This is a genomic window from Paenibacillus periandrae (genome assembly GCF_022458865.1).
Classification (GTDB): Bacteria; Bacillota; Bacilli; order Paenibacillales; family NBRC-103111; genus Paenibacillus_S; species Paenibacillus_S periandrae.
The window spans coordinates 146,215-168,501 of record NZ_JAJNMU010000003.1 but is presented as its reverse complement, the minus strand read 5'-3'; the positions used below and the strand labels follow the sequence as shown (position 1 = coordinate 168,501).

Annotated in this window: 18 protein-coding genes; 2 read left to right on the top strand and 16 right to left on the bottom strand. The window is 45.2% G+C overall.

Annotation, left to right across the window (positions count from 1 at the left end; all coding sequences use genetic code 11):
- Positions 1–20 precede the first annotated feature (20 nt).
- The 3 genes from LRL21_RS05735 to LRL21_RS05725 all read right to left on the bottom strand — a co-directional run bounded on the left by LRL21_RS05735 (position 21) and on the right by LRL21_RS05725 (position 3,340).
- Positions 21–1,679, bottom strand: a complete 1,659-nt coding sequence (locus tag LRL21_RS05735) for an anti-sigma-I factor RsgI family protein (protein ID WP_240414800.1) — start codon at positions 1,677–1,679, stop codon at positions 21–23.
- Position 1,680: 1 nt separating this feature from the next.
- Positions 1,681–2,481 (bottom strand): RNA polymerase sigma factor SigI, encoded by an 801-nt coding sequence (sigI, locus tag LRL21_RS05730; RefSeq protein WP_240414799.1) that lies wholly within the window; start codon positions 2,479–2,481, stop codon positions 1,681–1,683.
- Between the two features lie 430 nt (positions 2,482–2,911).
- Entirely contained in the window at positions 2,912–3,340 is a 429-nt protein-coding gene (locus tag LRL21_RS05725; protein ID WP_240414798.1) for a hypothetical protein, read from the bottom strand.
- Positions 3,341–3,597: 257 nt separating this feature from the next.
- Here LRL21_RS05725 and LRL21_RS05720 point away from each other — a divergent pair, with 257 nt between their 5' ends.
- The gene (locus tag LRL21_RS05720; RefSeq protein WP_240414797.1) at positions 3,598–3,810 is read left to right on the top strand and encodes a hypothetical protein; all 213 of its coding nucleotides are present in this window, start codon (positions 3,598–3,600) and stop codon (positions 3,808–3,810) included.
- A gap of 201 nt (positions 3,811–4,011) precedes the next feature.
- On the top strand, positions 4,012–5,976 hold the full coding sequence (locus LRL21_RS05715) for a glycoside hydrolase family 15 protein (RefSeq protein WP_240414796.1): 1,965 nt from the start codon (positions 4,012–4,014) through the stop codon (positions 5,974–5,976).
- A gap of 78 nt (positions 5,977–6,054) precedes the next feature.
- Here LRL21_RS05715 and LRL21_RS05710 read toward each other — a convergent pair whose 3' ends face one another.
- The 13 genes from LRL21_RS05710 to LRL21_RS05650 all read right to left on the bottom strand — a co-directional run bounded on the left by LRL21_RS05710 (position 6,055) and on the right by LRL21_RS05650 (position 22,056).
- Complete coding sequence (locus tag LRL21_RS05710; RefSeq protein WP_240414795.1) at positions 6,055–7,020, bottom strand: N-acetylglucosamine kinase; 966 nt, start codon at positions 7,018–7,020, stop codon at positions 6,055–6,057.
- A gap of 166 nt (positions 7,021–7,186) precedes the next feature.
- Positions 7,187–7,570 (bottom strand): glycine cleavage system protein GcvH, encoded by a 384-nt coding sequence (gene gcvH / locus LRL21_RS05705; RefSeq protein WP_240414794.1) that lies wholly within the window; start codon positions 7,568–7,570, stop codon positions 7,187–7,189.
- 143 nt (positions 7,571–7,713) lie between these two features.
- Positions 7,714–8,262, bottom strand: a complete 549-nt coding sequence (locus LRL21_RS05700; protein WP_240414793.1) for a peroxiredoxin — start codon at positions 8,260–8,262, stop codon at positions 7,714–7,716.
- A gap of 118 nt (positions 8,263–8,380) precedes the next feature.
- Positions 8,381–9,460: a 3-isopropylmalate dehydrogenase gene (leuB, locus tag LRL21_RS05695; protein ID WP_240414792.1), complete on the bottom strand. Its 1,080-nt coding sequence runs from the start codon at positions 9,458–9,460 to the stop codon at positions 8,381–8,383.
- A 197-nt stretch (positions 9,461–9,657) separates the two neighbouring features.
- The gene (locus LRL21_RS05690) at positions 9,658–10,458 is read right to left on the bottom strand and encodes an ABC transporter ATP-binding protein (protein ID WP_240414791.1); all 801 of its coding nucleotides are present in this window, start codon (positions 10,456–10,458) and stop codon (positions 9,658–9,660) included.
- On the bottom strand, positions 10,458–11,486 hold the full coding sequence (locus tag LRL21_RS05685; protein WP_240414790.1) for an ABC transporter ATP-binding protein: 1,029 nt from the start codon (positions 11,484–11,486) through the stop codon (positions 10,458–10,460). The genes LRL21_RS05690 and LRL21_RS05685 overlap by 1 nt, the downstream gene beginning before the upstream one ends.
- A 6-nt stretch (positions 11,487–11,492) precedes the next feature.
- Positions 11,493–12,329 (bottom strand): ABC transporter permease, encoded by an 837-nt coding sequence (locus LRL21_RS05680; RefSeq protein WP_240414789.1) that lies wholly within the window; start codon positions 12,327–12,329, stop codon positions 11,493–11,495.
- A 1-nt stretch (position 12,330) separates the two neighbouring features.
- The gene (locus LRL21_RS05675; protein WP_240414788.1) at positions 12,331–13,341 is read right to left on the bottom strand and encodes an ABC transporter permease; all 1,011 of its coding nucleotides are present in this window, start codon (positions 13,339–13,341) and stop codon (positions 12,331–12,333) included.
- A 120-nt stretch (positions 13,342–13,461) separates the two neighbouring features.
- Complete coding sequence (locus LRL21_RS05670) at positions 13,462–15,303, bottom strand: ABC transporter substrate-binding protein (protein WP_240414787.1); 1,842 nt, start codon at positions 15,301–15,303, stop codon at positions 13,462–13,464.
- Between the two features lie 193 nt (positions 15,304–15,496).
- Positions 15,497–16,663, bottom strand: coding sequence for a response regulator (locus LRL21_RS05665; RefSeq protein WP_240414786.1), 1,167 nt, complete (start codon positions 16,661–16,663; stop codon positions 15,497–15,499).
- Positions 16,660–18,558, bottom strand: coding sequence for a cache domain-containing sensor histidine kinase (locus LRL21_RS05660; RefSeq protein WP_240414785.1), 1,899 nt, complete (start codon positions 18,556–18,558; stop codon positions 16,660–16,662). The genes LRL21_RS05665 and LRL21_RS05660 overlap by 4 nt, the downstream gene beginning before the upstream one ends.
- Positions 18,559–18,727: 169 nt before the next feature.
- Positions 18,728–20,059 (bottom strand): extracellular solute-binding protein, encoded by a 1,332-nt coding sequence (locus LRL21_RS05655; protein WP_240414784.1) that lies wholly within the window; start codon positions 20,057–20,059, stop codon positions 18,728–18,730.
- A 344-nt stretch (positions 20,060–20,403) separates the two neighbouring features.
- Positions 20,404–22,056: a stalk domain-containing protein gene (locus LRL21_RS05650; protein ID WP_240414783.1), complete on the bottom strand. Its 1,653-nt coding sequence runs from the start codon at positions 22,054–22,056 to the stop codon at positions 20,404–20,406.
- Positions 22,057–22,287: the final 231 nt, after the last annotated feature.

Genomic DNA, 22,287 nt, shown 5'->3' with positions numbered 1-22,287 from the left:
GGTTCTCCCCCTACACTACCTTATCTTTTAGTGGAATCGTCCCGCTTGGAATCATCCTTTTTGGTGGAATCCGAGTCCTTCTTGCTGTCACTATCTTTCTTGCTGTCATCTGTTTTTTTGGTAGTGTCGGTCTTCTTATCGTCCTCGGTCGTTTTCTTGTCCTGCTCTTTCTTCTTGTCATCCTGCTTCTTGAGGTCATCCTCACGTTTTTTCTGATCCGCCAGACGTTTGGCTTCCTCACGCTTGCGATCCTCTTCGGCCTGCTTTTTTTTCTCTTCGGCTTTTTGAAGATCATCGGACTTTTTTACATCATCATCTTTTTTCTTGTCATCATTTTTTCTATCATCGGTCTTTTTGTCATCATTTTTTTTGTCGTCATCGGCCTTGTCATCGTCCTTCTTCGGGTCGGACTTGCTGCTGTTGTCACCCGGACGGGCTGTGCCTGGATTTGTCCCTCCTGGCTTGGCTCCCCCGGTTGTTGACGCGGGGATGTTCGGCTTGATCGTAGGCATTGACGGTTTTTTGTCATCCTTGCGATCGTCGTTTTTATCGTCTTTTTTATCCTTCGTGTTGTTCGAATTCGTATTCGAAGTGTTGGTTTTATTATTATTGTTGTTATTGTTATTATGGTTGTTGCTGTTATTGTTATTATTGCTGCCTGACCCGTTGCCATTCGAGTTACCGGACTTTTGAGGATCATTTTTATTCGTATTGCTATTATTTTTGTCGTTGTTTTTATCGTTGTTCTTGTCGTTGTTTTTATCGTTATTTTTGTCGTTATTTTTGTCACTGTTTTTGGCGAGCTCTTTCTTTTTATCGTCAAGCTTCTTATCCAATTCTCCCGACTTCTCTTCTTCGACCAGCTTCTTCATCGATTCCTTGGTTGGAACCTTATTAGGCTGAATAACTGCAGATTGTTTATCTACGTTGTCCTTCGCGTTATCCTTGACGATCTGATGAATCGATTCCTTCTTCAAGTCATCGACAGTCACCGCTACCCCATTATTTTTAGCATTCAAATAAACCGAGTATTTCCCCATGGAAACCCCACTCTTGTTCGCTTCTTCACGAACCTCCTGAGGTGCCGCAAACGCTTCTACCTGATAAGCATTGACTTGCTCAGGATGGGTTTGTTTGATGTGATCGGTCACCTGCTGGCGCAGCTTTTCAGCGATTTTCGTATCATCCACGGTGCTTTTCTCATGGACGACCGTGCTTGCGATTACAATATCTCCTTCACCCTTGGCTAGCGATTTCTCTTCCGCTTTGTTTAAAAGCGAGGCTGTAACGGTTTCGAGCGTCAGCCCCTTATAATTCATCGCCTCAATCAGTTCCGTCCCATCATTATTTAAGCCGCGAAGCTCGAGCACCTGTTCCTTTTCATCGATGCCCATTTCTATTGAGGGATTGATGTCGAGCGATACATAAGCAACGACCTCGGAGCTGCCAATTTTGCCTGCGAAGCTAGCCATAACTACCAGGCAAAAAACAACTGCCGCTACTACTGCTGAGCGGCCGGCTATAGACGGACTTGCCCATTTGAGTCTCGTGTCAGCATAGATAATTTCTTCACCCAGTTGGCAAGAATGCCGTTGACGCGAGATTTTATCGAATCTGCCGTCTTCACGCATCACAATAATGTATTTGTCCGTCAGCTCCATGACGATGCCTTTATTCATGCTACTCTCCCCCTTTGTTGGATTCCTCTTTGATATGCAAATAATCACGGAGGTATGGATAAGGCCCGTTATAAATTAAGGCTACAGCAATAATGAACTTACGATTTCGTTCCAGTGTTTTGCGCGAGACCGAGACAATGCCCATTAATTCCTTGATAGGCAGTACACGCTTGGAAAGCATAGCTCCCATAAATTCAGCGTTCTCCGACAGCTGCTTGCCAATCACAAACAAGGCTTGTCTGGAATCATCATGCTTCGGAGAGGCATCCACCAAATCCGAAAATTGAACACCAAAATCAGCCAAACACCGATTCAAATCCATAATTTCGCTGCCCCGCTCCTCCATGCCTTTTTGTTTTTCATACTGCTCCATCGCCTGATGGATTTCAACGGGGTTGACGACGTTATCCTCTTCATCCTCCACATCAAACGTACTGTACGGCAGCTGCTGTGAAAATCGCTGCTCCTTGCGCACATAATCGATCAGCCGCCGACGAATGACCTGCTCGGAAAACCCGAGAAACGAACGCCCGGACTCGGTTGAAAACTGATTAATCGCCTCATTAAAGGCACCTAAAGCGATACTGAATTCATCATCTCTTGCAGGATCTACATAACGCTTGCAAAAACGACTGGTTACCTTTGCAACATACGGTTGATAGTCCGTAATGAACTGGTTGCGAAGCCGTAAATCACCCTCTTGAATTCGAATCACCAGCTGTTCAGGCGGTTGTGGTTCCGCAGAATCCGGGTGGGGAGATTGACGTTTTCCAAGAAATTTCTTAAATAAAACGAGCAGCAATCTTTTCCACCTCACACTATATAATTTCGTTATTAGGACGTAGGTTAGGGGGGTCGGGATAGGACTTATTTCACAAAATATTACAGCTATTTAAAGCCTTATCCTATTACTTTTCCTACTATAATCATCCCGGTTTTCTTGCAAACAAATAAACGTCCCCCTATTAGAGACGTTGGTTTGTGCCAATATGTTGTGCTTGACCCTTCCAAACTTCTCCCGACTGGGAGTGTCCCCAAGGACTGAGCATGCGCCTTCAAGAAAGGCTGGATGCCAAGCCCTGTATCTGGACTCCAATTATTATACGGAATACACTTGTAACTCACTGTATACCCGTTTCATTTTCAGGTCGCACTTGTCTGTTGGATATGGACGGGATACCATACTGTCTGGTAACGGGGCTTCCAGCTCTTACGGGGCCTGCCAATAAGGATTAAACGGCTCCTTTGGATATCTTTTTATCGTTCAGCTTGGCTTTGCGCTTGCTCAAGGTATTGAGCCTCTTCTTAAGCTGCTCTTCCCATTCGTTATCCTTCAGCTCCTTGGCTACGATCAGCAGATCCAACGACATATCAATCTGGCAGCGAACGACCTCCATCGGATCCTCATCTTCATTATTGACGCAATTCTCATATAATTCCGCTTGGCTGCGGTTATCTACATATTCATGAAAATCTACCTCGGACGCACCGTCTCCATGCGCGTATTCGGCCAAAATCCCATATTCGCTTTCAACCAGATGATGTACTTCCACACGATGACAAACCGGGCAAAACAATATCGGTACGTTATGAATTTGCGTTCTGATGTACTTAAGTGTTCCTTTAGTTCCAATCATACTGGCGCCACAGCAAAAACTCATAGTTTCACGCCTCCTCATTTAGCCTGCAAAAGCGATACTCTACACTATATTCGACCTTCAGTCCTATAAATCCTCTTTTTTGAGCAGGACAAAACCATTGAAACGTTTTCACAGCTGACCTTCTATCCATTCTAAAGGAGAAGGACTACGCATAAACTCAACTATATGAACGAAATTCGGTTGTTCCCTTCCATCATTATACCCATAAAATTTTCACTTGCTTAAAGATTGTAGTATTCATTTAAAGGAGTGGTTACATGCAGCATATTCCAATCAGCTCCAAGCAAATTGCTTTTATTCGTTACGATGATCAAGCTGCGCAGATGCATATTCAATACCATACCGGAGTAACCAAAGTGTGTGAGGGCATTCATCAGGATCAGGTCCAGCGGCTGCTGCTTTCCGGAAATTCTTATGACTTCATAATGGAGCTAACCCGTTTGCCTGATGAACCCGCTCAGCAATCATAGCTATCAGAAATCTCCGCTTACGGGCTGGAGATTTCTTTTTGCCTGGGTATTTTACCGTTATTTGGTATCGATGCTTGAAAATTTATGCAAAAAAAATGACACGTATCCGCTTTCATTAAGGCCGCGGGATTGACCGTCCATAAAGAAAAAGGTACTCTAGGGAAAGAAGTAAAATCCAGCTAGAGGGAAGGATGTGGGTGGATGCCGCGCCAATTAGTCATCGGGAACGGAAAGTTTTTGATCAACCTGGATAATCATACTTACATGCGAGATTTATATTATCCCTACGTGGGGCAATTAAACCATGTTGGCGGTTATCAATGCAGAGTAGGCATATGGGTCGATGGTGACTTTGCTTGGCTCAGCGATCCTGAATGGGATTTCAAGCTGTCTTATGTGGAAGAATCCCTGATTACAGAAGTAACAGCCACACACCCCCGCTTGGGTATTACCTTATTGATCAACGATGGTGTCCATCAACGCGAGGATATTTATTTAAAAAGGATCAATATCCACAATAATCGGGATACCGTACGTGAGGTTCGCGTCTTTTTCAATCAGGATTTGGTCATTAACGAAACCGAGGTCGGCGACACCGCTGCCTATTACCCTGCTAACAACACCGTTTTTCATTATAAAAAAGATAAATATTTTATGTTCAGCGGCACTACCGGTCCTGACGGCATCTATCAATATACGACAGGTGTCAAACGGTTCTACAATGCCGAGGGAACCTGGCGGGATGCGGAGGACGGTCATTTGATGGGCAATGCCATTGCCCAAGGCTCCGTCGATAGCACGATAAGCTTCAAGCTGCACGTACCTCCGAATTCCGATGAGACGATGTATTATTGGATGACGGCCGGCAAAAACCTGGAGGAAGTCAAAAAGCTCGATAGCTACGTAAAAGACAGCCATCCCGGCAAGCTGCTGGATCGCATTAAAGTGTACTGGCAGCGTTGGGTGAACAAATCGGAGCAGGATTACGGCGATTTGCCTGCCGAGGTTATTCGCATGTACAAGCATAGCCTGCTGATTGTCCGTACGCAGACGGACGTCAACGGCGCGATTATCGCAGCTAACGATTCTGACATCATGCACAGCAATCGTGATCATTACAGCTACATGTGGCCAAGAGACGGCGCATTAATCGCTTACGCCATGTCGATGGCCGGTTATCAGGGCATGATTACACCGTTTTTCCATTTCTGTGCCAACGTGCTGTCACCGGAAGGTTACCTGCACCATAAATACAACCCTGATGGAACCGTAGGCTCCAGCTGGCATCCTTATATTCATGCCGGTAACGAGCAGCTTCCTATTCAGGAGGATGAAACCGCGCTTGTCCTGTTCGCACTCTGGAAAGATTTTGAGAAGCATGGTGTGCTGGAGCTTCCGCAGTCGTTGTATCGGACCTTGATCCGCCGCGCGGCACGGTTTATGTCCAGCTACATTGATCAGGATTTGAATCTGCCTAAGCCCAGCTACGATTTATGGGAGGAAAGGTACGGTATATTTACATTTACAACCTCCGCAGTTTATGGCGGTTTGATCGCCGCTGCCAATTTCTGCAGCTTGTTCGGTGATGAGGAGCGCAGCAGCCGCTACCGGCATACGGCAGAGCGGATTAAATCAGGCATGCTCAAGCATTTGTGGGATGAAGAAGAGCAGCGCTTCGTCCGTGGCATGCATCAGGAAAACGACCAATGGGTCAAGGACCTGACTTATGAAAGCAGTGTCTACGGCATTTTCGAATTTGGGGTGCTGCCAGCTGATGATGAACGTGTCGTCAAAACGATGCAGGCCAACAAAGAAAAGCTGACGATCAAAACCGATATCGGCGGCGTAGCCCGTTACTATCACGATTACTATTTCCAACGCTCCTCTGACATTGAAAAGGTGCCCGGCAATCCGTGGATAATCTGTACGCTGTGGATCGCCGAATGGGAGATCGAATGTGCAAAGTCGTTAGTCGAGCTGGAAGCTCCGCGCCGTACACTCGAATGGGTCGTCAAGCATGCGATTGAGAGCGGAATTTTACCTGAACAGCTGGATCCATTTGATGGAGGCCCCGTATCGGTAGCACCGCTTACCTGGTCACATGCAACCTATGTGCTGACTGTTGTGAAATACAGAGAGAAGTTTAAAAAGCTATCCGGAAAATAAAAACAAGGAACTCAGGGAATCTTGCCCTCGGTTCCTTGTTTTTTTGGGATGATAGACTGGCTTAACACTGTATTGGCATCAATTCTGCCGATACTCCTTCAACTTGTTAATCATAAGCTCGTCGATATTGATATTTGCCAATCCCATTGCCATCAATACAGCCCCCATAGTTGGTGACATTTCTGGTTTCTTGACTTGGTAGCGGCGGACTGTCTCACTCCTCAGCTCTTTGCTTATCCCAGCAGCTATATAAGTGCTTTGTGCTACGCTGCCGATTAATGCTACCGGTATGGCCTCTGCAGAAAAGCTGGTACCGATCAAACGTATCCCGATGCTGATCTCGCGAGCCGCATTATCGCATACAGAGCAGGCTAGTGGTATTCCTTGCAGCGCTGCTTCTGTGATGAGAGGAGCCATTCCTCCAAAGCGATGATTTCGCTCTTTGGAATCAGTAATAAAGCCGTTCTTGGCTAGCTCTGCCAAATCCATAATATGTCCCACTTGCCAATATAGCAATATCTGATCAATCAGCACCTGATCCTCTTTCAACACATCTCCGGCAATCATCCTGAACATGGTATTATAAGCTAAATGACGAGCGGCTGTTGCTGCATAATGATGATATTCATAATTTCGCACGTGCTCACCAGCTTCATTAATACCGAACACCACGGAACCCGTTCCACATATCACAATAATTCCTGTCTGATTACGCAGAGAACCTATGTGCGCAATAACAGCATCATTAACTGCCTTTCGCGGGCAGGTCAAGCCGTTCTGATTGATATATTGCTCTGCCCAGACCAGATCCTCTGCCCTATCCAATCCAGCAAACCCTGCTGCCAAACCAACCACATCCTGCTCTGAACACCCTGCCTCAGCTATGACAGCTGCTATTGCTCCTCTTACGTTTTCTTTTGCATCCGGATTATGATTAGGATTAGCGCCTCCGCGTTCCACATAAGCAACAACCCGTCCAGTCACATCTACAGCTATTGCCCTTGTGTGACTACCCCCTCCGTCCAATCCGACAACAATCTTCATTAGAACCTCCTAAGAGCTTCCGGAGGAAGCTTACTTCGTAAGCATATTCTGGGCTTCCGCAGGAAGCCTACTTCGTGAGCATATTCTGAGCTTCCGGAGGAAGCTTACTTCGTAAGCATATTCTGAGCTTCCGGAGGAAGCTTACTTCGTAAGCAAACTCAACTATTTATGATCGTATGTAAGTATCCTGATACTTGTCATAATCCCATAGCTGCTCAAGCTCTGCATCATCAGCCACCTCGATAACAATCATCCAGCCGCCTTCATAGGGCGAGATGTTGATCGCTCCGGGATCCTTCTGTAGCTTACGGTTAATATCTACGACTTTACCCGATAGGGGCGCGTACATTTCCGATACGGTTTTGATGGATTCCATACTGCCAAACGGTTCGCCTGCCTTCAACAGATCGCCGACCTCTGGAAGCTCCACGAATACGATCGTACCCAGCTCCTCCTGGGCAAAATCCGTCATGCCAATTACGGCCAAATTGCGCTCGACACGAACCCACTCGTGATTCTCGCTGTACTTCAAGGTTTGTTCGATTTCCACTATGTTGTTCCTCCTAAAAGTTTTGCAAAGCAAAACTGACTTCGTAAGCCTATGCCGCTTCCAATACAAAAATCCCTTTAGCTGCAGTATAGCAGACTAAAGGGATTTTTTGAATGATGAGTAAGTAAGTCCGAATCGTAAGCTTACTTGGCAACCAGATGCTTGTCGCCTTTTTTCCAGTTCATCGGGCACAGACCACCGGATTGAAGAGCTTCCAATACACGGAAGGTTTCTTCCACGCTGCGGCCTACATCATTATGGTTAACTACTTGATATTTCAATTCGCCTTCTGGGTTGATGATGAATAGACCACGAAGCGCGATACCTTCTTCTTCGATCAATACGCCATAATCGCGTGCAACCTTTTTCGTAATATCCGCACCTAATGGGAAATTCAACTTGCCAAGACCATTGCTGTCTACTGGTGTGTTGATCCATGCACGGTGGGAATGAATGCTGTCAATGGATACGCCTAATACTTCAGTATCCAACTTTTGGAAGTCTTCATAAGCATGGCTCAGAGCTGTAATTTCCGTTGGGCATACAAATGTGAAATCGAGTGGATAGAAGAACAATACCAACCATTTGCCCTTGTAATCGGATAAAGAAGCTTTACCGAACTCAGCACCATCGCCTGATACGGTTTCTAGCGTAAAATCAGGAGCTTGCTTACCTACTAAACGTTCTGCCATCTTCTTATTACCTCCCGGAATTGTATGATTTTTTCACTTAAAATCGTAACATTTGGTCTGTTCAAAGTCAATATTAAAACGATTATTATTTTATAATTATTATAATCTGTGACATAAATTATTTTCTGATTGCGTTGATGATCAAATCACCCATTGCTGTTGTACCAATCGCTTTGCTCTTATCGACTGCAATATCACCTGTACGGTGTCCTGCATCCAGAACTTCTTTAACTGCGCGTTCGATAGCTTCAGCAGCATCATGGTAGCCAAACGTCAAACGGAACATTAAAGCAACGGAAAGCACGGTTGCGATCGGATTGGAAATGCCTTGACCTGCGATATCAGGAGCGGATCCATGTACCGGCTCGTACAATCCAAACGCACCCTCACCCAACGAAGCGGAAGACAGCATACCGATTGAACCCGTCAGCATAGCTGCTTCATCACTCAAAATATCGCCAAACATATTTTCCGTAACGATAACATCAAAGCTTGAAGGACGACGCAGCAGCTGCATAGCACAGTTATCAACCAGGATGTGCTCCAGCTCTACATCTGGATAGTCAGCGGAAATACGAATAACGGTTTCTCTCCACAGACGGGACGTTTCCAACACGTTGGCTTTATCAACCGAAGCCAGTCTTTTGCTGCGAGTTTGAGCGATTTCAAACGCTTGACGGGCAATACGCTCGATTTCGACTACGTTATACACACATGTATCTACAGCTTCTTGACCGTTTGCGCCTTCGCGACGGAATTTCTCACCAAAATAAATCCCACCTGTTAATTCACGAACTACGATCAGGTCCGTTCCTTCCAGAACCTCCGGCTTCAAAGTGGAAGCATCCTTCAAGCAGTCGAAAATAACAGCAGGGCGAATATTTGAGAATAAGCCAAGCTCCTTACGGATACCCAAAAGTCCTGTTTCCGGACGTAATTCCTTTGAGTTATTATCCCATTTTGGACCGCCTACGGCACCCAGAAGCACAGCGTCCGCTTTTTTACAAAGCTCCAAGGTTTCCTGCGGAAGCGGAGTTCCCTTTTCATCGATTGCGATACCACCGAATAAGCCATGCTCCGTTTCAAAACGGTAGCCAAATACTTCCTCGGTTTTTTTCAATACTTTTAATGCTTCGGCAACAACCTCAGGTCCGATACCGTCTCCAGCGATTACTGCGATTTTTTTAACATCTGCCATTGTAGGTTCACTCCCATAATTCATGTATTATACTCTTCTTTGTACCATATTCAGGCCTCCATTACAAAGATATAAAAGCTATGATCTTCATAGGTAAAAACAATGAGTCTGTAAATCAACAAAATTAAAAACCAAACAGCGCAATGATGTTTGGTTTTCCTTAACAATCTATGTTTCTACCGTATCCGCACTGCTTCTCAACCCAAGTTCCAAGCCTCATGAATTTTGGGAACATCCGAGATCAGCTGTTGGGTATACTTATGCTGAGGATTCAGAATCACCTTCTCCGCATTGCCGCTTTCCACGATTTTACCTTTCTCCATAATATAAATAGTGTCGCTTACGTAATAAGCCAGTCCGACGTCGTGGGTAATGAAAATGATCGTCATATTGTTTTCATTACGCAGCTTCATCAGCATGTCGAGAATCGTGGAGCGGGAACAAGCGTCCACCATCGAAGTGGGCTCGTCGGCAATTAACACTTTGGGATGCATCATGAAAATCCTGGCGATCATGAGACGCTGCATTTGACCCCCTGAGAGCTCAAACGGATATTTATTATACAATTCCTCAAATTTCAGATTGACGAAGGAACAAGCCTCTTTCATTTTCAAAAATTGCTCATCCTTCGATAGCTTTAGCCCCTGCAATTTAATACAGTCCATTAATAATTTATCGACTTTATGAAAAATATTGAAGGAAGAGAACGGATCCTGGAAAATTGCCTGAATGTCCTTCCAATACTCTTTCCGATCCCTATGGCTTTTAAGCTTTCTTGGCTTGCCTTTATATTCGATTTCACCGCTGGTTTCCTTCAACAGACCCATAATTACCTTGGCCAATGTCGTTTTCCCGCTGCCGCTTTCCCCAACGATGGAAATAATTTCACCTTCATGGAATTTAAAGCTGACGTCATTGACGGCCGTTGTCTTGTTTAATCCGTAGCCAAACACCTTGCTCATATGAGTGCCACTGATCAGGATCTTATTCTGAATCATTATGCGATCACTCCCTTGACTTCCTGCTCGTCTTCATACCACTTGCGCAAAGTCTTGGCATCATATATACAGCGGTAAATCCGCTCATCCACGATTTTATTGTCAATCTTGCCTTCTTTGCATTCTCTTGTTGCGTAAGAGCAGCGTTCAGCGAACCGGCAGCCTGGGGGCACATTTTTCAGATTCGGCGGTGCTCCTGGAATCGCTTCAAGCTTATGGCCCTTCATCCCCTCTTCAGGAACGATGATCGAGCCCATCAGCTTTTTCGTATAGGGATGCAAAGGATCGAACACCATTTGCTTGGCTGTGCCTCTCTCAATGATTTCTCCAGCGTACATCACAACAATATCGTCCGTCACATGATACAACAAGGGCAATTCATGGGTGATGAACACGAGAGATCGAATAAACTTTTTGTCCAACAAGTCCTTCATCAGCTTGATGACGGCCTTCTGTGACGTTACGTCAAGCGCTGAGGTCGGTTCGTCGGCAATGAGCACCTTCGGATTGAGAATCGATGAAATTGCGATGACGGTTCTTTGCTTCATGCCGCCTGACAATTCATTCGGATACGAATTCAACACCTTGGACGTCAGATTCAAGGTTTCGAACCGTTCAGCTGCCATATCCCATACCTGCTTCCTGGATAATTCCGGCCGGTGCACCTTCATCATATCTTCAATAAAACGAATAATCTTAAGTGTAGGATTCAATGCATTCATAGCAGCTTGGGGAATATACGCGATTTCTCTTCCCAATACCTGTGTCCGCAGCTGGCTTGTGTTCAGCTTTGTAATGTCGGTTCCATCAATAATAATCGAGCCGCTGTTATAGTTAAGCGGGGGCAAATACATACCCATCAAGCTTAAAGCCAAGGTCGATTTGCCGCACCCTGACTCCCCGGCGATTCCCAGTGTTTTACCATCCTCCAGCACAAAGTCAACGCCGTCAACCGCATACACATTTTCTTTAAGCCGGGTTTTATAATAGGTTTTGAGACCTTTTACTTCCAGAATATTGGTACTCATGGCCCGTCAGCTCCTTATCTTGGGATTGAAAATTTCGTCCATCCCTGTATTCATCATAAAAAGCGAAAAGGTAATGATCGCAATGGAAAAAGCAGCCGGGATGAAAGCCCACCAGGCTCCAGCTACCGGAGCTTCAAAGGTCAATGCCCAGTTCATGATAATGCCAAGCGAAATCGTATTGTAAGGTCCTAACCCCAGCATGGATATGGAGGCCTCTGACAAAATGCCGGATGCCGTCTGCAGGACGAAAGCCATCACCACATAAGACGCGATATAAGGAAGAATTTCAAAAATGATAATCCGCGGTGTGCTGTGACCGGAAATTTTGGCTATATTCACATGATCCCTGTTTCTTAATGAGCTGGTTTGCGCACGAACTGCTCTAGCTGTCCATGGCCAGCTCGTAATCCCGATAATAATTGCGGTGACCAGCGAGCTTCGGGAATTGATGCTTACGGAAATCAGGATCAATATAATAAAAGAAGGAATAACGATAAAAATATTGGTGACGGCCGTGAGGATATTATCGACCAAACCTCCGATATAACCTGCTAGCAATCCCATAATCAATCCAATTACGGTAGCGCAGATGCCTGCGATCAGACCTACACGCACAGAGGTCCGAATACCGTACATGAGCTCAAGAAACAAATCTCGCCCAAAGTTATCCGAGCCAAGTAACAGCGTGGAATCAGGAGGCTGAAAAGCGAGTGCCATCATTTCCAAAGGATCGTTTCTATTAATCAATGGATAGATGAGGACAAGAGCAAGCATCAGCAACAAGGCACTGGTCCCGAAAACAAACTTGGGCGATTTTAGCAATATTTTCACGGAATGATTCATCTTAATTTTCCTCCATTTGAGCCGCCTTGATTCGGGGGTCAACAATGCCATATACGATCTCTATCAGGAAGTTCGCCACCAGAACCGTAAAGGCAATAATTAAGGTGCAGCCGGAAATTAACGGATAATCCAATTGCCGGATCGCAGTAAACAGCCAGGTTCCAATTCCCGGATAGCTGAACACAATTTCACAAATCAATGATCCGCCGACCATCGTTCCTATCGACAGAGCCAATCCGGTAATTTGAGGCAGCATCGCATTCTTAAACACATATTGGGCGATCTTGGAATCGCGAATGCCTAACAATTTGCTATACATGACATAGTCCGCATTCAATTCGTATATGGACATTTCTCTCATGCCTATCGCTTGGCCGCCAATGGTTACCAACACAATCGACAGAAAAGGGAGTGTGTGATGCCGAATCACGGAGCCGATAAAATCCCAGGACAGCTGCGGGATCATCTGGAAATCATAGCCACCCGATAAGGGAAACCATTTGAGATTAAGTGCAAAAACATAGAGCATAATGATGGCCAGCGTAAAGAATGGAATCGAGTTGACAAACAGTGCAATCGGAAAGAGTGCTTTATCGAAGACACCTTTTTTATAAGCTGCAACAGCTCCAAGGATATTACCGATGATCCATCCAGTCAGGATCGCTGGAAGCTGCAGTGCCAAGGTCCACGGAATGGCCGATGCCAAAATATCGGTAACTTTTTTCGGATAAAGTCCAAAGGAGGTACCCAAATTGCCAGTGAGCAAATTTTTGACATAGATTATAAACTGTGTACCGAGCGGCTTATCGATACCGAATTCGATAGTAAAGGTTTCATATACTTTTTTGATGCTGTCGCTGTCCGTCATGCCCTGCGTCATTTGCGAAGCGATGCTGCTGATCGGATTTCCCTGTACCAGTCTTGGCAAAACAAAATTCAACGTAACCGCGATAACCAGGGTAAGAAAATACCAGAAAAATTTATTGATAAAATACTTGGTGTAAGCGTTCACAGTTTACACGCTCCTCAGCGGATATTCATATCGGGACCGGTTAGAAAGAAGCCTATATTCGGGTTATTCAACCAAATATAGGCCCCCAGCTTATGATGTTGCCACAAACCTGTCTACTGATTAGTTGTGAATCTGATACAAAGCCTTTATACCGGCCCCGTCTATCGCGATTTGCGGAGGAATGTTACTGCCATCTCCTTGGGCGGGGAATCCCTTCCATATCGATTCATTAACGGTATGGAACACCCAAGGTCTGTACATCAAAGGAATCGATGGAATGTCTTTGAGCCATATCTTGGTAAGCTCCGTATACAGAGCCTTCACTTGAGCCTCATCCGAGATCGTTGGGATTTTGTCGATTATTTGATCCGCTTGTTCGTTCTTATAACGTCCCCAGTTCCAGAACGCCATTTCACCAGCTGCTGCTACACCTTTGGAATACATAATCGTTCTTGCACGGTTCCATGGCTGGCTTGGGCTGATTCCACCCGCTGGTGTATTCATGATGATATCGAATTTACCTGTTTGCAGATCGTTATTCCACACAGGCTGTTCCGGGAATTTGGTTCTGATTTCAATACCAATCGCTTTCGCATTTTGCGCGACAATTTCGAGCGATGCGTTCCAGTCCGACCAGCCGTAAGGACACTCAACATCATAGGGTCCGAGTCGGGTTCCGTCCAGTACACGAATGCCATCCGTACCTTTTTTGGCGCCGATTTTATCCAGCAGCGCATTGGCTCCTGCTACATCCGTTGTCCACTGGAGTGACTTGATCGCGTCCTGATCAACAAATTTTTTCTCAGCATCCGAATCCAAAGTGATCGATGGCTTCATCGCAGCAGAATAACCGCTCATGGCCAGATCGGATACTTTTTTATAATCGATTGCCATCGCAATGGCTCTTCTTACATCGACATTGTCGAGACCTTTTTTCGACATATTGAAGAAAATCGAAGGTATAGAGCCCGGCAAATAATACGGAGCATCCTTCATATAGGTTTTGACGGGAGCGCCATCCTTCCACATGTTCCAAACCTGAGGAATGAACTGCTGGGATACGTCAACCTGGCCGCTTTTGAAAGCCAGATCGCCTGCAGCATTATCCTTATAGATCACATGAGTGATATACTTCGGTGCAGCCAGCTTTCCGCCGAACAGGGCTTTACCCCAGTAATTGTCGTCTCTGGCAATGGTGATCTTCTGATCGTTATAGAAATACATTTTATAAGGACCGGTACCTACAGGGCTTGCATTGAATTCTTTGCGGATCGTTGCCAGATCATTATTCGATTTCTTTTCAATCTCCTCCCAGATATGCTTAGGGAGCATTGGGATCAGATCAATACTGTCCAGTACCGTAAGCTTATTAGGATTGTCTTTCTTCAGCTTAATATTGAACGCATTTGGACCATCGGCAGTAACATCCTCCAGGAATGTCCAAAAGCTGCTCCAGTTCACCTGATACTTCTTTCCAAGCATATACGTATAGACAGCGTCATCAGAGGTAAACGGCTTCCCATCGCTCCACTTGGCATCCTTATTCAATTCAACCTTCATTGTAAAATCATCAGTCCAGGTATATTTGGTTCCAAGCAAGGGCTCAAGCTTGCCATCAAGCATGTTGATCATAAACAAGGTTTCGTAGATCAGTTCCCGGGAGTTGCCGTAGTTGATCGGAAACGCAGGATTACCGCTCAATAAATTGAAGTTGGTTGGCGCTCCCCATTGCAGACCATTAATGTACAAAGTCTCATTTCTTGGCGTTTCCTTCGCATCCCCGCTTGGAGCAGCTGCTGCAGGCGCAGGTGGTGTGACCGCCGGTGTTGCGGGTTTAGCGGGTTCCTGCTTGACAGGCTGGTTCGTAGCCGCTGGTGGTGGTGTGACCGAGCTACAGCCTATCAATAGAGCTGGCGTGAGTACGAATGCACAGATCAAGCTGGACATTTTGTTGAGCCTCATTGTTTTCCCCTCCGTACCTTAGTTTTGAAAGCGCTATTAATTCCAAATATGATTTTTAATGTCATATTATTGCTTTCTCTGTTATTGTACGGGATCCCTCCAGCCTGGTATAGGACACAAACTAAAGGAGTTTGGTTTGTTTTTTCAATGAAATTGTTCATGAATCGGAGCGGGCTTGAATGAAAATCCCCCTTCATGTAAGCTCGTTTCGATATTCGGTTGGCGTACAATGATAATTTTTGCGGAACACTTGTGTAAAATGACGAAGATCGTCGTAGCCGATGAGTCTGGCGACATCCGTAACCCTTAGACCCCGATTAGCCAGCAGCTCCTTGGCTCTTTCCATTCGCAGTTGGGTCACGTAATCCTTGTAGCCGATTCCTGTCTTTTGCTTAAACAGCTGGCTAAAATAAATCGGATTTAAATAGACAATGGAGGCTACTTTTTCAAGTGACAAGGTGTCCTGAAAGTGCCCCCGAATATATTGAAGTGCAATATTGATAGTCTCGTCATTCTTGCTTGCTGGCGCATCCTTCTTCAAGGCTGCAAATCCGTTGAGCTGCAGGTTTTTAATTTCATCGGGAATGGAATGAAAATCGCTCAGCAGCCGACTAACAACCATCTGATAAGGCACCTTTAAGCATTGGTCAAGATGTGTTCTAGCCCCCTCCTCAAATGCACAGATTCCGGTATCCTCCCGCAGTGTCACGACTCCCACCAGAATATTGCCTTCCAGGCTGACGATAAAACCGTTTCCGTTCATTTCAAACCATTCGGACAAAACATTTTCGATCACAAAGTGTTTTAAAGAAATATCCTGATTCGTTTCCAATTGAACAAATACAAGATGAAATCGAGGATGGCTTTCAACAAATCGCGATAAGTCAAATCTGCCGATATCGAGTCCGCGAACCCAGCGGCGAAATACAGCCTCCCTCAAATAGTTCAAATTTAAATGAATCAAATCCTTTTCCGATAAATCCCTCATTTCTTCTATCCATTCATTTTCCAGCATAGAGATGATCTTGATCAACGGCTCCTTGCCGACCGGCTTGACCACATAATCCTTGACCCCTAAGCGCAGTGCTTCCTGAGCGTACGCAAATTTGGAATGGGCTGATATAATGACCACCTTGGTGCTTAGGTGCGATTCCCGCAGGGCTGCCAGCAGCTCCAGCCCGTCCATTGCCGGCATCATAATATCAAGCAGCAGAATGTGAATACGCTCACTCAGCAGCACACGGATCGCTTCCTGGCAGGACTCAGCTGTCATAACATTCATATGCGGGTACGCCTTGTCGAGCGTTCTCTTAAAGCCATCACGAATCGATCTTTCATCATCCACAACAAGTATATTCATAACGCCCCTCCACTCCTAACAGGATCAAGAACCATCGAAGAAACAGGAATAGCTTTTGGGAGAGTAATCGTAATGGTAGTTCCGCTGCCTTGCTCGCTTGCGATTTGCAAACCGTATAAGACACCGAATTTCAGCACAAGCCTGCGATGAACGTTCACCAAGCCGATACCAGCACTTGCCGTTCCGACCGGATTGGCCTGTTCCATAATCCGATAATTTTTCTCTTCCTCCTCGAAGTGATGCAATTCAAGCAGCATGACTTTTTCTAGTGTCTTTTGCAGATCGATGAGCTTGGGAGAGGGAATGCCATCTCCATTGTCTTGGATACGTATTTGTAAGTCTTGCTCGCCTATTTCCATATGAACACCAATCAAACCCGGTCGATCTAATTTCGATAGGCCGTGGATTACGGCATTTTCAATCAGCGGCTGGAGCGTCATTTTCGGAATTTGAACCTGCAGCCACTCATCAGGAATATTCAGATCAATTTGCAAACGTCCGCCCGAGCGGGCTTGAATGATGTGCAAATAATTGTAGGTTTGATCCAGTTCCTCCTGCAAAGTGACGTCTGAATGCAGCCATTCGCTGCTGTAGCGAAACATTTTAGAAAGTGCTAATATAACATCCCCTAATTTATCATTTTTCCTGTCATCCAGCTCCCAATAAATCATATCCAATGTGTTGTATAAAAAATGGGGGTTTACCTGAGATTGCAGTGCATAGAGCTGTGCATTTTTTTCACTGGCTGTCACAATTCGAACCCTGTCAACGAGCTGCTTGATTCGACTAACCATTTGATTAAAATTCGCTACCAAATAATTCATTTCTTCAAAGGAACGTATTTCGACAATCGTATTTAATTGACCCCGCTCCAGTGCCTTCATCTCTCGAACCAGTCGAATAATAGGAGCTGATATGGATCGTGACATAATCGTCGCCAAAATGACCGCGGCCAATAGCAAAAAGCAGAGAACGATAAGAAAATAACGATTCGCCTCCTGCAGCTGTACCTGAAAATTGGATTTGGGTGTGACACTGACAATCACCCATTTCAAATTAGGCTGCCCCTCCATGACGATCAAATGCTCCGGGTCTGTATCGACCTGCTTGGACATTCGCACTGCTTCTCTGTCCTTGAGCACAAGATCGATTTCTGGAAACTGCTCACTGCTTCGCCCGGACTCAGCCAATATTTCGTTGTTATTAGGCATTCCCGGATAGCGTGTATCGGCCGGCTTCATAATGAAGGCCAGACTGCCTGCTCCCATATGAAGATTGCTCAAGGTCGAAAGTATAGGACGAGGACTGGCTTCAATAAGCAGAACTCCGATAGGCTCGCGGGAATACAGGTCATAAATCAGCCTACCAAACGAAAAGACCGGCTGGTCTTGCACGGTCAAGGTTGGTTTTTTCATACCAAACCATAACAGCTCACCCTGAGAATGCCGGATTTCATCATACCAGGTGCTTTCCAAAGGATTAGTCACATAAGGGTGAGTTGCCGCTTCGTAGCTGTACACCTTGCCCCCATTGGTAATAATGTGAATGCCAACAAGGTCATTCCTGCTATAAAATGCCGCTTCCAGTACATTAATAATCGTTCGGTTGTTGATGAGCTGCAAAGCTGGGGTCGTTTCTTCTTCTGCAAGAACCCGCTGCACATCAGAGCTCGCTGTAATTGACTTGGACAAGCTGCTGTAGCCTTGTGCCAGCAAATTGAAATTATCCGCAGCCTGAGACACATTTTTCCTGGCGATCTCGGCAATTCTCAAGCTCATTTGATTGGTACTGTATGTATAAAAAATGCTAGCCAATAGCAGGACAAGAAACAGCGTAGAGAAGAGGAACCAAATGAACAATCTTACGCTGATGGTGTTCCAGCGAAATTTTTTCAATGAAAGTCCCTCCTTAGAGTTTTCGTAGAAAACTTACTTCGTAAGCATATGCTTTGTTTTCGTAGAAAACTTACTTCGTAAGCATCTGCTTTGTTTTCGTAGAAAACTTACTTCGTAAGCATCTGCTTTGTTTTCGTAGAAAACTTACTTCACATTCGTAAACTCTGTGTCATTTTCGTTTTGTATTGAGTTCCCATGAAACCTGATGTTCTTTGGCCACATCCTCGGCCTTCATATGCTGTACAAAAAGATTTTGCAGCTGATCCAAATGGGTTTGAGCAACGGCTGGAATGATCACATTGTCAAAATTCATTTCCCCGCCTTGGATATCCTTAAACATATTCAGAGTATCTATCTGCAATTGAGAGTAGCTGGCTGCGTTAAAGTCACCCTTCACTTTTTGGCTGAGGCCTACTGCCGCATTCATCTTGAAAGCTATTGTCGGATAATTCATCATGAGATACTTCAAAAATCGTTTGCTTTCCTCCAAATTTTTGCTTTTGGCAGATAACGCATACGCCGTTCCAGGTGCAATCATGAAATCATTGGGATCACCTTTCCCCTCCACCGTAGGAAATTTCATGAATCCCACTTTTTCTTTATCTGGCCGGGTTTCAATTTTGGGTACCTCCCAGGTGCCTATGTAATACATAGCCGCCCTCCCGGTTCGAAATAAATTGGAGGCGGTTAAAGAATCGACTGATGTCGCTCCTTCATCAAAAGCACCTGCCTGAATCAAATCTTGCAGCTTCTGAACAGCATGAACAAAGACTGGATCATTAAAGTTTCTTTTGTTATTAATGACATCCTGCAGAAAACCGGGACCACCGTTAAGCCGCTGCAAAATATTCATAAACAGAAACGAAGTTGTCCAACGATCCTTGGCACCGATGGCTATCGGCGTGACGCCTTTGGCTCTGAGCTGCTTGGTAACCTCGATTAATTCCTCGAAGGTTTTGGGAAAGCTCAAGCCTGCTTTGGCAAATATTTCTTTGTTATAAAAGATTCCGGCAATGTTCAGATTATATGGCAGCGCATACACTTTACCATCAAACGTATAATAGTTGAGCACACCGCCTTGGAAGGTAGCCTTTAATTCATCCTCCAGGATATCCTCTAATGGGGCAAACACCCCACTATCAACAAACGGCTTCATTTGGGCTCCTGGATTCACCATCGTAATATCGGCTACTTCACCGGAAGCGGCTTGTGCTTTCAGCTTATTTTTTTGCTGCTCGGTGTTCAGACGATCAAATTCAATTGTAATATTGGGATGAATTTGCATATAATCATTGACGATTTTTTCTTCGATTAAATAGGAAGGGGAATTTTTATCTGACTGGAGTGTTTGGAGCGACAGGGTAACTCCGCCGTGGTCAGACCTTCGATCAACTACAAACCCTTGACCGATTGAAGAAGCATCATATTTGTTTGCGCAAGCAGCAACTATGCTTATCAGGGATACCGCCAGAAACAAAACTGAATATCTAGTGCTGTACATGCTTCAACTCCCCCCTGTAAGATCAGTTTGATTTCATTCTAAGCTCATGTCCGCTGCATGGTATAGACATAAAAATAAAGAATGTATGTTTACTTTTTCAAGGTTATACGAAAATAATCAGAGCATTCCTCTCATCCTCATTATACAAGATTTATCTCTAAAATCATGCTATTTTTCCCTTAATTTTACATGTATGTTCAGATTCATAAACAGGTTGCTGCCTGAATGTATCCACAAAAAGCCTCCAGATTATCTGAAGGCTAGTACACTTGCCTATATAATTATAAATAATCAGCGAGTAATAATGAGCAACAGAACGAATACTGGATGGGAAAGAAGCAGCATTAATACGTGATTTTTACCGTTCGGGTCGTATCCAAATAATCAACTTTTGCCCCCAGTACCTCTGCCAGCAGGCGAACCGGTACCATGGTGCTTTCTCCGATCAGCTTTGCAGGAGTGTCTGTTTTCCACGTTACCCCATTGATCTCATATTCATTGCTAGTCGTATACAAGGTGACTTTTAAGCCCTTCTTTGTATAAACAGCGGCATGCAGCTGATCATTCCACTCTACGGACGCCCCAAGAGCTGCAGCCAGATCACGAATATATAAGTAAGAAGAGCCTTCGACAATAGCAGGTGACAGATTCATCGGAAAATCAATGCCATCGACCTGATAGCTGTTGGCATTCAGCCCAAAGCTGGCTGTATGCGATATAGGATTAAGCGTGAGGTAGCTCTGCCTGTACACAGCCGCATTCTGGTGCAGCTTCTTCTTGCCAATCTGGTTGGCAGGCTCCGTTGAAAAGTCCCATTCCTTGACTTCCGTTTTCGTACTGCCATCACGATGAGTCACTTGAAGGCTGAGCTTCACATGGTAGGCCGTATCGAACTGAAGCGGCTGGCGAGGTAAAACAATCACTCCGTTTGTCAAATCACTATCATTATCGGGTGTATTTATAAGCAGATCAACCGGTTTTTGACTGCTATCCAGCAGTTCCGCACTCAGAAGCTTAACCTTCTTCACATCTGAGCCGTAATATTGTGCCATGATTGGATAACCAACAGGATACGTTTGTGCAGAATGAACTCGCAATGGATCGGGCTGCTCGTCACCTTTAAACGAGGTAGGCACGTACCGATCCCCTTCAACCGGTGAAACGACCAGCTTGTCAGCAGTATCCGACTCCGAGCTAAACTCTATAATCGTATAGTCGCCAACCCTGCCAACCCCCACCTCCTTGATGTACGGGTTCAAAAACGGATCCCTATGGTAAGGAGCATCAAATAAGACATCGACGACTTGACTGATAGTACCGGAATAAAGTGCAGCATCTTCTCCGACTCCTGATGTGTATCCAAAGTATGCGCCGCGCTCTAATGGGGATTTGCCAAAAAATCCTTTTTTGGCCGGATTCTCCTCATGCAGGCTTTCCATGCTATCCGGACTTTGTTGAATTTTATTGGCATCCAAATACTTGGCATGCGCAGTGGCACTGGCATTCAGACGACCATTCATCTTGACGGTAGGCAATCCATAGAGCAGCCTGTAATCATTAAGCGCGGCAAATCCCTCCAGTTGCTCCGGGTCGGCGGCAGTGAAATCGCTAATAGCGTCCTGAGCAACTGTAAACGTCCATGATGCCTCAACAGGCTCATATCCTTTATAAGAAATGGACATACGCACATTTTGCAAGCCCGGCTTCAAACTATAGTCGGGAGTATAGGTGAAAGTACCTTTGTCTTTATCATAAGAAGCCGTCACGGGTTCACCATTCAAATACATCGTGTACACGGGAATGGCTGTCATGGTCGTTTTAAAATAAAAGGTTATCGTAGGCTTGGTCACTCCTACAATCTCTTGGGGAGCCGCCTCATAGCTGTAAGAAGCAGCAGCAGCAACCTGGCGCGGTGGTAACACCAGACTGGCACAACCCAGGATCAGAACCAAAGAAAGCAGCAGCATATATTTGACAAGACTCGTTTGCGATTTCAAGGAACAACTCCTCCTTCAGTGTGTCTAAGTGGATTCGACAAATACCTGTTATCCTAATCCAATTCGGCAGGCACAAAAAGATTCCTTCTTTTAAATATTCCCAGTGGGCTGTGACTCACTTTGCTGTATAACAAATAAACATTCCACTGCAAGCCATAAAGCACTGCAGCAGAATGTTATTAGATGATGGAATGTATCGGTTTGTAACGCCATAATTACTTACTATTATGC

Bases quoted from the DNA above. Each gene is read 5' to 3' on its own strand.
- LRL21_RS05670 (WP_240414787.1), bottom strand. From the start codon at position 15,303: ATGAGGCTCAACAAAATGTCCAGCTTGATCTGTGCATTCGTACTCACG.
- LRL21_RS05700 (WP_240414793.1), bottom strand. From the start codon at position 8,262: ATGGCAGAACGTTTAGTAGGTAAGCAAGCTCCTGATTTTACGCTAGAA.
- LRL21_RS05680 (WP_240414789.1), bottom strand. From the start codon at position 12,329: ATGAATCATTCCGTGAAAATATTGCTAAAATCGCCCAAGTTTGTTTTC.
- leuB (WP_240414792.1), bottom strand. From the start codon at position 9,460: ATGGCAGATGTTAAAAAAATCGCAGTAATCGCTGGAGACGGTATCGGA.
- LRL21_RS05715 (WP_240414796.1), top strand. From the start codon at position 4,012: ATGCCGCGCCAATTAGTCATCGGGAACGGAAAGTTTTTGATCAACCTG.
- LRL21_RS05735 (WP_240414800.1), bottom strand. From the start codon at position 1,679: ATGAATAAAGGCATCGTCATGGAGCTGACGGACAAATACATTATTGTG.
- LRL21_RS05685 (WP_240414790.1), bottom strand. From the start codon at position 11,486: ATGAGTACCAATATTCTGGAAGTAAAAGGTCTCAAAACCTATTATAAA.
- LRL21_RS05720 (WP_240414797.1), top strand. From the start codon at position 3,598: ATGCAGCATATTCCAATCAGCTCCAAGCAAATTGCTTTTATTCGTTAC.
- LRL21_RS05655 (WP_240414784.1), bottom strand. From the start codon at position 20,059: ATGTACAGCACTAGATATTCAGTTTTGTTTCTGGCGGTATCCCTGATA.
- LRL21_RS05665 (WP_240414786.1), bottom strand. From the start codon at position 16,663: ATGAATATACTTGTTGTGGATGATGAAAGATCGATTCGTGATGGCTTT.
- LRL21_RS05725 (WP_240414798.1), bottom strand. From the start codon at position 3,340: ATGAGTTTTTGCTGTGGCGCCAGTATGATTGGAACTAAAGGAACACTT.
- LRL21_RS05710 (WP_240414795.1), bottom strand. From the start codon at position 7,020: ATGAAGATTGTTGTCGGATTGGACGGAGGGGGTAGTCACACAAGGGCA.
- LRL21_RS05690 (WP_240414791.1), bottom strand. From the start codon at position 10,458: ATGATTCAGAATAAGATCCTGATCAGTGGCACTCATATGAGCAAGGTG.